The following is a 14513-nucleotide window of genomic DNA, read 5'->3' as shown; positions in this document are numbered from 1 at the left end:
TAGGCTGTATTGTCGACTTAGCTCTTTGGCGCAGGTGCCGCAGCGGCTTGTGGAGCTGCCGGAGCAGGGGCCGTTGGTGTTTTGCTGCCTTTGGAAAGAGGGTCATCTTGGCGCTGAACAGAGCCTTCAAAATGCGCACCAGATTCGATTGCGATAGTCTTGTGGATGATGTCGCCTTCGACGCGTGCGGTAGATGTGAGACGTACCTTTAGTCCGCGTACACGTCCAATAACACGCCCGTTGACTACAACATCGTCTGCGATCACTTCGCCGCGAACAGTAGCGCCTTCGCCAACTGTTAAGAGGTGCGCACGAATATCGCCCTCAACTTGGCCTTCGATTTGAATGTCGCCTGTGGTGCGCAGATTGCCTGTGATGTGCAAATCTGACGACAGCACGGATGCTGGCGGTTTTGCCTTTGGCGTTGTTGGAATGTCTGCGGCAGGCTTGGCAGCAGGCATTTCTGGTGCCTTAGGTTTGTCCTCTGCAGCGTTCTGCTTTGGACCAGGTTCATTGATTCGGCTTTTAGAAAACATCGTTTGCTGCCCTGATATAGTTCATGGGGTTGATCGGGTTACCGTTTATACGGATCTCATAGTGCAGGTGCGTTCCCGTCACCCGACCAGAGGCACCCATATCACTTATTCGATCGCCGCGCGAGACCCTTTGACCGGCTTGTACGCGAATGCGCGAATTATGGGCGTAACGGGTTTCTACGCCAAATTCGTGTTGAATTTTAACTAAGCGACCATATCCGGACTGCCAACCTGCAAAAGTGACAACGCCGTCAGCTGTTGCATAAATTGGCGTTCCAGTTGGCCCGGCAAAGTCCACACCATTGTGCATACGACGACCCGCTCCGCGGGGATCAGACCGCATTCCGAAAGGCGAGGTGAAGCGAAAGGAATTGCGAACAGGATTGGCAAATGGCAATTGCTCAGCTGCGATGCGATAGAGGTTAATGCGATCCATTTCACGCAAAATAGCGTTCGCGCGTGTGGTGTCTGGATCGGGGAGTGTATCAATGCCCGGCAAAGAGAAACTTATTGGTGAAAGCGGACCGCCACCTTGGCCGGAATAACCGCGTCTGACCTGACCGATGAGTGTTTCAGGGTTATGCCCCGCAGCACGGAACATGCCTTCGAGTGGCTCTACAGAGACTGAAAGAGCATCTTCGAGCTGACGAAAGATTTGATCATTGCGATCTGCGGATAGACGAATTTCGGATTCAAGTTGCTGAACCTCGTCTTCGTGTGCGTCGGATGTACGTTGTATTGAATCCCGCTCGATTGCCGTTTCAACCAAAGCAGAGGTCAAAAAATCAAGCGTATTTTCAGTGTCTTGTGCGCGCCCCTGTTCGGTGCGAGCTGATCCAGTGACATCCTCAAGTGAAGCTGAAAGGGTTTCAACTGCCTGTTGGGCCTGATCGCGCTCAGCAATCATGTCGCTGAGTGTGCCCTGAATTACACTGACGCCGGTTTCCAGTTCGCGGCGACGCTCTTCTGAATTTAGAAGGGCAGATTGCATTTGCGATACTTCGCGCAAAGCAATGTTAAACCGCTCCTGAGCTGCTACAGCTTCTTCGGCTCGAATGTCGCGCTCTTGAGAAAGGTCATTGAGGCGCGTTTCATATGCCGCCTGTTCGCGGCGGGCTTGCTCGCGAACGGTGCCCGAACCAATACTGTCCATGAGCAGGATAGCAGTTGCGACGATGGTCCAAGACACCAGAACAGCACTGCCTGTGAGGGCCGTAAATTGCGCCAAAGGTGAAAGGCGAATGAAGCGCGTTTCGGTATCTGAGCGCAAAAACACTCTGCGATCTGGAAAACGTTTTCCCAGCATGTGGTTCAGTTTTTGAAACAAAAGTAATGCCCTAGAGTGGTTATGATCATCCCCGACGCGTCGCTTTGGAAATCAAAATTTCCGCCACTACACGCGTTGTTTTAACAATCTCTAAATGTCGCGGCAAGAATTTTGATATTTTTTACGCGGTTACAGGCCGTAATTACGGTAAAAGCAGGCAGTTTCTTGCTAATTCGCAATCGAAACGTCAGCGTTTTTCAGCCAATGGCCAATAAAAATCTGGTGGAAGACCCGCATCTGCCCGTTTTTCTTCGTTGAATGGGGGTTTTAATGCGCCGTGAAAATATGTCCGAACAAGTTCGTGAAATGTGTCTTTGGGATCGTGTTCGTGGCGGCCGCATAAAAAGTGAAACCATTTTGACCCATAGGCGACATGGGCGACTTCTTCGGCATAGATGGTTTCCAAAGCTGCCACCACATTTGGCAGCTTTGCAGATTTGAAGATGTTTATCATCCCAGGCGTTACATCGAGCCCGCGCGCCTCAAGGACCATGGGGACAACGGCCAGGCGTCCCATAAAGTCGGTTGCTGTGTCTTGGGCGGCACGCCACATTCCTGCGTGGGCGGGCAAAGCACCATAATGACTACCCAGTGACTTAAGACACTCGCATACAAGATTGAAATGGTTTGACTCTTCGTCCGCCGACTTTACCCAATCATCGTAGAAACCAATGGGCATTTTGACATGAGAAAACCGTGCGATGATGTCCCAATGAAGATCAACCGCATTCAATTCAATATGGGCGACGGCGTGCAAAAGGGCGATGCGGCCTGCTTCGCTGCCGGGTTTGCGGTGGGGGACATCTCGTGGGTTCAAGAGTTCTGGTTTTTCGGGGCGTGCAGGAAAATCCGGCGGAGTCGCGTGGCCTATTTCCGGTGGTTCATTTCTTTCGCGTGCTGCGAACCATGTTGCTGCATGCTTGCGAGAAATCGCAGTTTTTTCATGGCCGTCCGCTGTGGTCAAAACCTCGACAGCCATTTGCGAAAGGGTGAGGTTCATAGGGACTTGACCGTTTCTAAGACATCTTGCACGTGACCTGGGACTTTAACTTTGTTCCAAATGCGCAATATTTCGCCATTGCCATCAATCAAAATTGTAGTGCGTTCAATGCCCCAGAAGGTTTTACCATACATCGATTTTTCTTTCCAAACACCATAACGTTCGCAGGTGTCGCTATCTGCATCAGAAACTAAAGAAACGCCCAACTCGTGTTTCGTGCGGAAATTGGCGTGTTTCCGGATGCTGTCTTTAGAAATCCCAATAATTTCAACGCCAAGGGACTTGAACTCCTCTAGGTGGTTTGTGAAATCTATCGCCTCAGTTGTGCAGCCAGGGGTATTGTCTTTGGGGTAAAAAAACAAAACCACCCGCGACGGTCTAAGAGCACTGAGAGTTACAGGATCACCGCCATCCTGAGGCAAAGTGAAATCCGGAGCAGAATGGCCGATGTCTAACGTCACGTGAATGATCCTCAATATTAGTGTGAACAGCAGTTTTACTATTGGCCACACAAAGTTAAAGAGAAGAAATGCAAAAGTTAGGCTATAGACTACCTACATGACCGAAACACCTGAAACGCCTGAGCCCACGACCAAACGTGGGAAACCGCGCAACCGCAAGCGGGGCGTTGGGTTATGGATGCTATTCAGTACTGCGTTGATCATTGCGTTTGTCGCGATCATTGCATTTTCGTTATCGGGTCAACGGGTGCGCGCACCGGAATGGCTCCGCGCCAAAGTGGAAACACTTTTGACGGAACAAATGGCTGGCGGAAATCTGTTGCTTGGAGAGCTTTCCGTTCGCATTGGTGTCGGTCTACAGCCGCAAGTCTATTTTAATGATGTTCAGATCGAAGACCAGACAGGTTTACCGCTGGCATCTTTTCGTTCGATGTTGCTTGAGGTTGACGCGGCTGCATTGTTGTCGCGGGAAATACGACCAACCCAAGCGGTGTTGGAAGGGGCGGCATTATCGCTTCGCAGAGAACCCGATGGTCGGTTTGATCTGTCACTTGATACGCCTACTGATGGTATGACGCCGTCGGGGTCGTTAGCAGATGTGTTGGACAGCATAGATCAGTTGTTTGAGTTACCTGAGCTTGCCGAGCTTGAGGAAATTCGTGCCGAAGGGGTGACTATTCAGTATGAAGACGTTCGCGCTGCGCGGTTTTGGGTTGCGCGTGATGGCCTGCTAAGTCTCACACAGGACGCTGAAAAAGTGGAATTGCGCGTCAACTTTGATCTACTTTATGGTCAGGATACACCTGCGGTTGGGGCGTTGTCTTTCCAATCCTTCAAGGGATCAAGACGTGCGATCTTGTCCGCTAATCTGACCGACGTGCCCGCATCCGATTTTGCGACGCAAGCGCCAGCGGTAGCGTGGTTGTCAGTGATAAACGCGCCTGTCTCCGGGGCTGTGCGGACCGAAGTAAATGCTGATGGCGTGCTGCAAGGTATGAATGGTACATTACAAATCGGAGAAGGCGTTTTGTCTCCGAATGCGGCCAGTTTACCCATTGGGTTTGAAAGCGGCACAGCCTATTTCAATTATGATCAGTCCACCGAGACAATCGAATTTAGCGAACTTTCAATTGCAACAGAGGCCGCTGTCGTACGTGCAGAGGGGGTCGCGCAGCTTGAGGCTTTTGAAACGGGGTTACCAACGTCCTTTGTTGGACAATTTCAATTCAACGACTTGGTGACAAACCCAGGGGATGCACTTGAAACACCTGCGCAGTTTGATGGTGGCGCATTGGATTTCCGGTTAGGTTTGGCCCCGTTTTTATTAGAGGTTGGTCAGCTCACCCTTTACGATGAAGACGTGAGCCTGACAGCAAATGGCCACTTATCTGCACAGCCCGATGGGTGGGCCGTCGCTATGGATTTAGAAGTGCCGCGCATCGAAAGCGACCAGCTTTTGCAGCTATGGCCGTTAATTGCCGTTCCTAAAACCCGTGAATGGCTTGCTGAAAATGTTCTGGGCGGGCGTTTGAGCGATACGCATGGCGCATTGCGGATAAACCCAGGTGAAGATCCTACTTGGAATTTGCGCTTTGGAATGAATGATGCCAGCGTGCGTTATATGCCTACGTTGCCGCCTGTTCAAAGTGCAACTGGATACGCTACGCTTGAAGGCCCTGCGTTCACGCTCATCGTTGAAAGCGGCGAAGTTGTGGCCCCAAATGGCGACGCTTTGGCGGTGGATGGCTCTGTTTTTCGCATTCCGGATGTCTTTGCGAAACCAACACGGGCAGACATCTCTTTGACGGCAGATGGTACATTGCCCAGCGCGCTCGCTTTGCTTGATGAACCTCCGTTTGAATTTTTATCCAAAGCAGATCTTCCGATCAATTTAGCCGACGGGCAGGCTTTGATAAGCGCAGAGTTGTCTTTGCCTTTGGTCAAGGAACTGTTGTTAGACGATGTATCATTTGATGTTGCTGCAACATTGACCGAAGTCCGATCTGATGTGCTGGTTGAGGGGCATCAGCTAAATGCAACGAGGCTAAATCTGACAGCTACTCCGGAACAATTGATCATTGCTGGCCGAGCGCGTTTGGGCGCGATTCCGTTTAATGGCAGTTGGACCCAGCCTTTGGGCCCAGATACAGACAATGGATCAGTGGTCGAGGGTCAGGTAGAATTATCTGCAGCTGTACTTGATGAGTTTAACATCGGCCTTCCTAGTGGTTCTGTCTTTGGCTCAGGACAGGGGCAAATTGTTGTTAACCTTCCGAGGGACGGAATACCAACATTTCAACTGAGTTCTGATTTATCAGGTGTGGGGCTACGGATTCCGTCTTTGAACTGGTCAAAGTCTACAGGACGTAGTGGGCAACTCGATATTTCGGGGCGTCTAGGAACACCTGTACAGATAGACCGCATTGCTTTGGAGGCTCCTGGCTTAAGCGCAAGCGGGTCCATTTCGATTAATAATCAAGGTACGTTGGATCATGCGGTTTTCCCTAGTGTACGCGTAGGAAGATGGTTGAACGCGCCTGTGACGCTTGTTGGGCGAGGGACAAATACACCTCTTGTATCGATCACAGGTGGTAGCTTTGATCTTCGATATTCCGATTTTGGATCAGAAGGGACAAGCGGGACCGGTGCAGGAAATGTACCACTTGAGGTTGCCCTTGATCGTGTGCGTATTTCTGAGGGAATCGCGCTGCACAATGTGCGAGGAAACTTTGCAACTTCACCGCATTTTGGAGGAACCTTTGAGGCACGGGTCAACGGAGGGGCGCCGGTTACCGGCACAGTGGGTGCAACAACAAACGGCACCGGTGTGCGGATAAATACAGCGGATGGCGGCGGATTGCTGAGATCTGCGGGTATCTTTGAAAATGCTTACGGCGGCAATATGGAGCTGACTCTGACGCCACGCTCTCAGGACGGTTATTATTCTGGCATCGTAACAAGCGATAGGCTGCGCGTCCAAGGGGCTTCGGCGTTAGCCGAACTACTCAATGCAATTAGTGTTATTGGTTTGTTGGATCAGCTTAACGGGGCAGGGATCACCTTTACATCTGCAGAGGCCTCTTTTGTGCTTGGCCCAGAAGAGTTGATCATGAGGCAGGCCAGTGCGGTTGGGCCATCAATGGGGGTGTCGTTAGATGGCGTTTACTCGTTGGTTGCGGATACTCTTGATATGCAGGGAGTCGTTTCGCCGATCTATGCCTTGAATGGTATTGGAGCAATCTTTACACGGCGCGGTGAGGGGCTGTTCGGATTTAACTATCGTCTGCGTGGCCCGGCTGCATCCCCTAGCGTTTCAGTCAATCCTTTATCGATTTTAACACCCGGTATGTTTCGTGAAATATTCCGGCGCCCGCCACCTGAGGTCCCTGCAGAATGAAGCTGTCTGATTTTGATTTTGATTTGCCCGAAGCCTTAATCGCGACAAGGCCGGCCAAACCGCGATCTTCTGCGCGCTTGCTTGTGGCTCAAGGCGGAAAAATTTCAGATCGGGTGGTGACCGACCTAAGTGAATATCTGAAAGCCGGTGATCGATTGGTCCTGAACGATACGAAAGTCATTCCCGCCCGATTAAGTGGGCTGAGATCACGTCAGGGTGCCCAAGGTCTAACAGAAGCGCGCATTGAAGTAACGTTGCTGAGTCCTGAAGCCGATGGAACGTGGCAAGCACTGGTAAAGCCGCTCAAAAAAGTAAAAGACGGCGAAGTGATACAGTTTTCGCCTGATCTGTCCGCGACGGTCGAAGGGCGTATCGACGGGACTGCGCGTTTGGTATTTAATTTGGTTGGTGATGACTTTGATGACGCGTTGACTAGGGCTGGGGCAATGCCGCTTCCTCCTTACATCGCAGCGAAACGCCCCGCTGATGAAGGGGATAAAACTGATTATCAAACTGTATGGGCTAAACATTCCGGTGCTGTTGCTGCGCCGACGGCTTCGTTGCATTTTGATTCTGAGTTGTTAGCGAAGATCGAACAAATGGGTGTGAAAATTACCTATGTTACGCTGCATGTTGGCGCTGGTACATTTCTGCCTGTCAAAGTTGACGACATAAGCGATCATAAAATGCACAGTGAATGGGGGCAAGTTTCAGAAAGCGCAGCTGCCGCTATTAATGAAACTAAGGCACATGGTGGCCGCGTTATTCCTGTTGGGACAACAGCACTGCGATTGATCGAAAGTGCTAGTACATCGGTCGGGAAAATCGAACCATGGAGTGGACCTACAGATATCTTCATAACGCCGGGTTATGAATTTAAGATCACTGATGCGCTTATGACAAACTTTCACCTCCCCAAGTCCACATTGATGATGCTCGTTTCGGCGCTTATGGGGCAGGATAGGGTCCGAGAAATTTATGCGCACGCGATCGAAAATCAGTATCGCTTTTTCTCTTACGGCGATGGCTCTTTATTGATCCCAAATCCATAAACGACTGTTCTGAACTGTAAGAAGTCGTTGACGGGCGGTTTTCTTTCGTTCCTCATTGTAGGAGAGCGATAGAAAGCGCGAGAGGATCAGCGATGTTACAGGTATTAAGAAGCTCTTGGGCACTCTTGTTGGGAATGATGCTTCTGATGGTGGGCAATGGCCTGCAGGGGACGCTCTTGGGGGTTCAAGGCGCAGTGCTCGGGTTTTCAACCTTTGAGCTCTCAGTGATCATGTCAGGGTACTTTGTTGGATTCTTGGGCGGGTCAAAGTTAGCGCCAGATATGATCCGCCGCGTTGGGCATGTGCGGGTATTTGCTGCGCTAGCGTCTTTTATCTCGGCCGTTTTGATTTTATATCCAGCGCTATCCCACCCCGTTGCTTGGGCGCTTGGGCGCGTGATTATCGGATTCTGCTTCTCTGGTGTGTATGTTACCGCAGAAAGCTGGCTCAATAACGCGTCGGACAATGAAAACCGCGGCAAGGCTTTATCATTGTACCTCATTGTTCAGATGGTTGGGATTGTGACCGCGCAGGGGCTTTTTGCGCTGGGCGATCCATCTGGATATATTCTGTTCATTATTTCATCGGTGTTGGTTTCGATTTCATTCGCTCCAATTTTGCTATCGATTAGCCCAACCCCGGCATTTGACACTGCGAAAGCGATGTCATTGCGCGAACTCTATAACAAATCTCCGCTAGGCTGTGTTGGTGTGTTTTTGTTAGGGGGGATATTCTCTGCGCAATTTGGGATGAGTGCGATTTATGCAACTGAAAAGGGAATGACTGGGGCGCAGTTGTCTGTCTTTATTTCAGCTATTTATGTTGGCGCTTTGCTGTTCCAATATCCAATTGGCTGGATTTCCGATCGAATGGATCGCCGATTTTTGATCGGGATCATGAGCGCAGTTGGCGCGGTCGGCGCGGCTGTCGGGTTTGCGCTGAGCGACAATTACACGTTGTTGCTGGTTGCTGCTTTTGTCATCGGAGGGACATCAAACCCTCTCTATGGATTGCTGATTGCGCATACCAATGACTTTCTTGACGTTGAAGACATGGCTGCAGCATCTGGTGGGCTTGTGTTTGTTAACGGCTTAGGGGCGAGCGCGGGGCCATTGGTTACCGGTTGGATCATGTCTGCAATGGGCCCGGAGGGATATTTCTTTTTGATTCTATCTCTTATGGTCGCGATCGCTGTTTACGCAGCCTATCGGACCACACAGCGCTCAAGCGTTGCACCCGAGGACACAGGCGCATTTACGCCAATGATGCAATCTGCAACGCCTGTGGCCGCAGAAGTGGCCCAAGAGGTGTGGATCGACGCCGCTTTGGATGAAGAAAGCAACAATTCTGAAAATGAATGAAGAAAGCGGTTGTCAAAGTGTAAAACTTTTGTAACGATTTTCCTATTATGGGGGGCACGCTTGCGAGGAGGATGTGCAGATGCGTAACCCGGGTGAGGTGATTGATTTCTGGCTCAACGATGTTGGGCCAGTAGGTTGGTACGCTGGTGGCGAAGATTTAGACGCCACCATCCGAGAAAAATTTCTTACAACATGGCAGGCTGCAAAGGCAGGCAAGCTGAAATCATGGACGTATCACCATGATTCCACATTGGCTCTTTTGATCTTGCTGGATCAGTTTTCGCGGAATATTTTTCGCGGAAGCTCAGACGCGTTTTCTGTTGATAGCATGGCGCGGAAAATTGCCAAAAAGGCAATTGAACAAAAGTGGGACTTGCGAGTGCCCGAACCTCAAAGGCAGTTCTTCTATTTGCCTTTGATGCACTCCGAATGTCTGAGTGATCAGGAACGTTGTGTTTGTCTTATGATGACACGCATGCCTGAGACCGGAAAAAGTAACTTGATACATGCAAAAGCGCATAGGGAAGTTATCCGAAAATTTGGTCGCTTCCCGTTTCGTAACGAAGCGTTGTCACGAAGCGGCACAGAACCAGAAATGGCGTTTCTTGCAAGTGGTGGATACAAAACGACCGTTGCTGCGGTTTCCGCTCACTAAAAATGTTATCAAAATGAACACTAAAAAGGGCGCATTAGCGCCCTTTTTTCATGTATTATGCTGACGTCTTGTTGATTTGCTGGAATGGCTGTATAGAAAGTTTAATATCAAACTACTTTTTTAACGGAGGCGCAGATGTCCGCCAAGTCATTCGATGTAGTCGTAATTGGGGCTGGCCCCGGTGGGTATGTAGCCGCTATTCGGGCTGCGCAGCTTGGGCTTTCGACTGCGATCGTTGAACGCGAACATCTAGGTGGCATCTGTTTGAATTGGGGCTGTATCCCGACAAAGGCACTTTTGCGGTCTGCCGAAGTTTTTCATTTGATGGGACGAGCAAAAGATTTTGGCCTATCCGCTGACAAAATCGGATTTGATTTAAAAGCGGTGGTCAAAAGATCGCGTGGAGTTGCTGGACAACTCTCAGGTGGCATCGGTCATTTGATGAAGAAAAACAAAGTTACAGTCCTGATGGGCGAGGCCTCCGTTCCGTCTAAAGGCAAAGTACATGTAAAGACCGCCAAAGGTGTTGAAGATGTTTCGGCTAAAAACATCATTCTTGCAACGGGGGCACGTGCGCGCGAACTTCCTGGGCTAGAGGCCGATGGAGATCTGGTTTGGACCTATAAGCATGCGCTGGACCCTGTGCGGATGCCAAAAAAACTGTTGGTGATCGGCTCTGGTGCGATTGGTATCGAATTTGCGAGCTTCTACAATACGCTTGGCGCTGACACGACCGTTGTTGAAGTTATGGATCGTGTTTTGCCGGTGGAAGACGCCGAAATTTCATCTTTTGCGAAGAAACAATTTGTCAAACAAGGCATGAAGATCATGGAAAAAGCCATGGTCAAAAAGCTAGATCGCGGCAAAGGTAAAGTGACGGCGCATATCGAAGTTGGCGGAAAAACCGAAAAGCAAGATTTTGACACTGTCATTTCTGCGGTTGGTATCGTTGGAAATGTCGAAGGTCTTGGACTCGAAGCGCTTGGTGTGAAATTGGATCGTACACATGTTGTGACGGATGAATTCTGCCGTACAGGTGTTGATGGATTGTATGCGATTGGAGATATCGCGGGCGCTCCCTGGCTTGCCCATAAGGCCAGCCACGAAGGCGTTATGGTTGCTGAACTGATCGCAGGAAAGCACCCGCATCCCGTCAAACCGGAAAGTATCGCAGGTTGCACCTATTGCCATCCGCAGGTTGCCTCTGTCGGCTATACTGAGGCCAAGGCTAAAGAGCTAGGCTTTGACGTGAAAGTCGGGCGTTTCCCGTTTATTGGCAATGGTAAGGCGATTGCCTTGGGTGAGGCCGAAGGTATGGTGAAAACCGTGTTTGATGCCAAAACTGGCGAATTGCTCGGGGCGCATATGGTGGGCGCTGAAGTCACTGAAATGATCCAAGGCTATGTGATTGGGCGCCAGCTTGAGACAACCGAAGAAGATCTGATGAATACCGTCTTCCCGCATCCGACCTTGTCTGAAATGATGCATGAAAGCGTGCTGGATGCTTACGGGCGTGTTATTCACATGTGATTCTTGTAATTTTCTCTAATTTTTAACGCAGCCGTTCCTAATTGGTTTGGCTGCGTTTTGTTTTATTGTGATCAGACAATTATTGCTAAATTTGCACTTGTTTCCACTTTGTTCTCATTTTTTGATTGGAGTCCGCTCCGTGATCTCCTATCTGTAAAGCGTATATTAATCGGGGGCCCAAAATGGCGGATCTGAAACAGATTGAGGTGCGTGGCGCACGCGAACACAACCTGAAATCCATAGATGTCGATATTCCGCGGGATCAGCTCGTGGTGATCACCGGGCTTTCGGGGTCGGGAAAATCGTCATTGGCGTTTGATACGATCTATGCCGAAGGGCAGCGTCGTTATGTCGAAAGCCTTAGCGCTTATGCGCGCCAGTTTTTGGATATGATGCAGAAACCGGATGTCGATCACATTTCCGGCCTGTCTCCGGCGATTTCGATTGAACAAAAAACAACGTCGAAAAACCCCCGTTCGACCGTTGGGACTGTCACAGAAATCTATGACTATATGCGTCTGTTGTTCGCACGTGTTGGGGTGCCCTTTAGCCCCGCTACGGGCAAACCAATTGAGGCGCAGCAAGTGCAGGATATGGTTGACCGTGTCATGGCGATGGATGATGGATTGCGCGGCTATTTGCTGGCCCCAATCATCAGGGACCGCAAGGGCGAATATCGCAAAGAATTCCAAGAGTTGCGCAAGCAGGGCTTTCAACGTGTAAAGGTGGATGGTGCGTTTTACGATCTGGATGAACCACCCACATTGGACAAAAAGTTTCGCCATGACATTGACGTTGTGGTTGATCGGTTGGTCGTGCGCGCAGGTATGGAAACACGGCTCGCGGATAGCTTTCGCACAGCCCTTGATTTAGCCGATGGTATCGCCATTTTAGAAACGGCACCGAAAGAGGGCGAACCTGAACGTTTCACCTTTTCCGAACGTTTTGCGTGTCCTGTCAGTGGCTTTACCATTCCTGAAATTGAACCGCGGTTGTTTTCCTTTAATGCGCCGTTTGGGGCCTGTCCTGACTGTGATGGCCTGGGGATGGAATTGTTCTTTGATGAACGGTTGGTCGTGCCGGACGCTGCGTTGAAATTGTATGATGGTGCTTTGGCCCCGTGGCGCAAAGGAAAATCACCCTATTTCCTACAAACCATCGAAGCCATTGCAAAGCATTATGAATTTGACAAAAACACACCGTGGAGAGATTTGCCCGCGCATGTGAAGCAAGTGTTTTTGTATGGTTCTGGCGAAGAGGAAATTCCATTTCGCTACGATGAAGGCGGGCGGGTCTATGAAATCACACGTGGTTTTGAAGGCGTAATTCCAAACATGGAACGGCGGTATCGCGAAACGGATTCAAACTGGATACGCGAAGAATTTGAGCGTTATCAAAACAATAGACCCTGTAATACATGCGAAGGTTATCGTTTGCGCCAAGAGGCATTGGCAGTAAAGATCGCGGATGTGCATGTCGGGCAAGTGGTTCAGATGTCGATCAAAGAAGCCTATGATTGGTGTGCTTCCGTTCCAGAAACCTTGACCCAACAACGCAACGAAATTGCGCGCGCGATCTTAAAAGAAATTCGTGAACGGTTGGGGTTCTTGAACAATGTTGGGCTGGAATATCTGACACTTAGCCGAAATTCTGGAACCTTGTCTGGGGGTGAAAGTCAGCGCATTCGTTTGGCCTCTCAGATTGGGTCTGGTTTGACGGGGGTGTTGTATGTGCTGGATGAACCATCGATCGGATTGCATCAACGCGACAATGGCCGTTTGCTGACAACGCTTAAAAATCTGCGGGACCAGGGCAATACCGTTATCGTCGTAGAACACGACGAAGAGGCCATCCGCGAAGCCGACTACGTATTCGACATTGGGCCGGGTGCCGGCGTGCATGGTGGTGAAGTTGTTGCCAAAGGCAAACCCGAAGAAATCGCGGCGGATTCGGCATCAATTACAGGGCAATATCTAACGGGTGTACGTGAAATTGCGGTGCCGGTAAAACGGCGCAAAGGGAACAAGAAAAAGGTCAAGATTGTCAAAGCGACGGGCAACAACCTTAAGAATGTCACAGCAGAATTCCCGCTTGGAAAATTCGTGTGTGTCACCGGTGTTTCTGGCGGTGGTAAGTCGACGCTGACGATTGAGACTTTGTTTAAAACGGCCTCAATGCGGTTGAATGGTGCGCGTCAAACACCGGCCCCTTGCGAAACGATCAAGGGACTGGAACATCTTGATAAGGTGATCGACATTGACCAGCGCGCAATTGGTCGAACACCGCGTTCTAACCCTGCGACATACACCGGGGCCTTTACCCCGATCCGGGATTGGTTTGCCGGTTTACCCGAAGCAAAAACAAGAGGTTACAAACCTGGCCGCTTTAGTTTCAACGTCAAAGGAGGGCGGTGTGAGGCGTGTCAGGGGGATGGTGTTATTAAGATCGAAATGCACTTTCTGCCGGATGTTTATGTGACCTGCGAAACCTGCAATGGCGCGCGGTATAATCGCGAAACATTGGAGGTGAAGTTCAAAGGGAAATCCATAGCGGATGTGTTGAATATGACCGTTGAAGACGCGCAGGAGTTTTTCCAAGCGGTGCCATCCATCCGCGATAAAATGGATGCGCTGATGCGGGTTGGGCTGGGCTATATTAAGGTCGGGCAACAGGCGACGACTCTGTCTGGTGGCGAAGCGCAACGGGTCAAATTGTCAAAAGAGTTGGCGAAACGATCCACGGGCCGTACGCTTTATATTCTGGATGAACCGACCACGGGTCTGCATTTTGAAGATGTGCGTAAGCTGTTGGAAGTGCTGCATGAATTGGTGGATCAGGGAAATACTGTTGTTGTGATTGAACACAATCTGGACGTGGTGAAAACCGCTGATTGGATTTTGGACATTGGCCCTGAAGGGGGTGATGGCGGTGGTGAAATCGTAGCTGTGGGAACACCAGAAAAAATCGCTGAAGAACCGCGCAGTCATACCGGTCACTATTTGAAGCCTATGCTGAAACAAAAGGATTCTGTTGCAGCGCAATAGGTTAAAGATTAACGCGTTTCACAAAGAATGTGGGGCGCGTTGATCATTGGCATACGAATGTTCTGAGGATTGGCCAAATATGGGGTTAACGCCATATTTTGCTGGGAATCTGGCGTATGTAAACTATGCAGCAAACGTATGACAATCGTA

Annotated in this window: 10 protein-coding genes; 6 read left to right on the top strand and 4 right to left on the bottom strand. The window is 50.2% G+C overall.

The features are described from left to right. Positions 1-17: 17 nt before the first annotated feature. The 4 genes from G9C99_RS05860 to bcp form a co-directional block, all read right to left on the bottom strand. A complete protein-coding gene (locus G9C99_RS05860) occupies positions 18-536 on the bottom strand; it encodes a bactofilin family protein (protein ID WP_166416520.1) in 519 nt (172 codons plus the stop codon). Further along, complete coding sequence (locus G9C99_RS05855) at positions 526-1863, bottom strand: M23 family metallopeptidase (protein ID WP_269434817.1); 1338 nt, start codon at positions 1861-1863, stop codon at positions 526-528. The genes G9C99_RS05860 and G9C99_RS05855 overlap by 11 nt, the downstream gene beginning before the upstream one ends. 187 nt (positions 1864-2050) lie before the next feature. Further along, complete coding sequence (locus G9C99_RS05850; RefSeq protein ID WP_166416518.1) at positions 2051-2863, bottom strand: ferritin-like domain-containing protein; 813 nt, start codon at positions 2861-2863, stop codon at positions 2051-2053. Continuing rightward, positions 2860-3324: a thioredoxin-dependent thiol peroxidase gene (gene bcp / locus G9C99_RS05845; RefSeq protein ID WP_166416517.1), complete on the bottom strand. Its 465-nt coding sequence runs from the start codon at positions 3322-3324 to the stop codon at positions 2860-2862. Before bcp ends, G9C99_RS05850 begins: the two co-directional genes overlap by 4 nt. Before the next feature lie 97 nt (positions 3325-3421). On the opposite strand from bcp, the gene G9C99_RS05840 reads away from it, so the two are divergent. The 6 genes from G9C99_RS05840 to uvrA all read left to right on the top strand — a co-directional run bounded on the left by G9C99_RS05840 (position 3422) and on the right by uvrA (position 14363). Beyond that, positions 3422-6721, top strand: a complete 3300-nt coding sequence (locus G9C99_RS05840) for a DUF3971 domain-containing protein (RefSeq protein WP_166416516.1) — start codon at positions 3422-3424, stop codon at positions 6719-6721. Beyond that, positions 6718-7773: a tRNA preQ1(34) S-adenosylmethionine ribosyltransferase-isomerase QueA gene (gene queA, locus G9C99_RS05835; RefSeq protein WP_166416515.1), complete on the top strand. Its 1056-nt coding sequence runs from the start codon at positions 6718-6720 to the stop codon at positions 7771-7773. The genes G9C99_RS05840 and queA overlap by 4 nt, the downstream gene beginning before the upstream one ends. Positions 7774-7865: 92 nt before the next feature. After that, the gene (locus G9C99_RS05830; protein WP_166416514.1) at positions 7866-9134 is read left to right on the top strand and encodes an MFS transporter; all 1269 of its coding nucleotides are present in this window, start codon (positions 7866-7868) and stop codon (positions 9132-9134) included. Positions 9135-9213: 79 nt separating this feature from the next. Continuing rightward, positions 9214-9789: a DUF924 family protein gene (locus G9C99_RS05825; RefSeq protein WP_166416513.1), complete on the top strand. Its 576-nt coding sequence runs from the start codon at positions 9214-9216 to the stop codon at positions 9787-9789. 135 nt (positions 9790-9924) lie between these two features. After that, positions 9925-11319, top strand: a complete 1395-nt coding sequence (lpdA, locus tag G9C99_RS05820; RefSeq protein WP_166416512.1) for a dihydrolipoyl dehydrogenase — start codon at positions 9925-9927, stop codon at positions 11317-11319. Between the two features lie 182 nt (positions 11320-11501). Then, positions 11502-14363, top strand: coding sequence for an excinuclease ABC subunit UvrA (gene uvrA / locus G9C99_RS05815; protein ID WP_166416511.1), 2862 nt, complete (start codon positions 11502-11504; stop codon positions 14361-14363). Positions 14364-14513 lie beyond the last annotated feature (150 nt).

This window comes from Cochlodiniinecator piscidefendens, from assembly GCF_011326755.1.
Taxonomy (GTDB): domain Bacteria; phylum Pseudomonadota; class Alphaproteobacteria; order Rhodobacterales; family Rhodobacteraceae; genus Cochlodiniinecator; species Cochlodiniinecator piscidefendens.
The sequence above is the reverse complement of the archived record's forward strand: the minus strand, read 5'-3'. Positions and strand labels throughout refer to the sequence as shown.

Excerpts from the sequence above, each read along its gene's own strand:
- G9C99_RS05830 (WP_166416514.1), top strand. The coding sequence starts at position 7,866 with ATGTTACAGGTATTAAGAAGCTCTTGGGCACTCTTGTTGGGAATGATG.
- G9C99_RS05840 (WP_166416516.1), top strand. The coding sequence starts at position 3,422 with ATGACCGAAACACCTGAAACGCCTGAGCCCACGACCAAACGTGGGAAA.
- uvrA (WP_166416511.1), top strand. The coding sequence starts at position 11,502 with ATGGCGGATCTGAAACAGATTGAGGTGCGTGGCGCACGCGAACACAAC.
- queA (WP_166416515.1), top strand. The coding sequence starts at position 6,718 with ATGAAGCTGTCTGATTTTGATTTTGATTTGCCCGAAGCCTTAATCGCG.
- G9C99_RS05850 (WP_166416518.1), bottom strand. The coding sequence starts at position 2,863 with ATGAACCTCACCCTTTCGCAAATGGCTGTCGAGGTTTTGACCACAGCG.
- G9C99_RS05860 (WP_166416520.1), bottom strand. The coding sequence starts at position 536 with ATGTTTTCTAAAAGCCGAATCAATGAACCTGGTCCAAAGCAGAACGCT.
- G9C99_RS05825 (WP_166416513.1), top strand. The coding sequence starts at position 9,214 with ATGCGTAACCCGGGTGAGGTGATTGATTTCTGGCTCAACGATGTTGGG.
- lpdA (WP_166416512.1), top strand. The coding sequence starts at position 9,925 with ATGTCCGCCAAGTCATTCGATGTAGTCGTAATTGGGGCTGGCCCCGGT.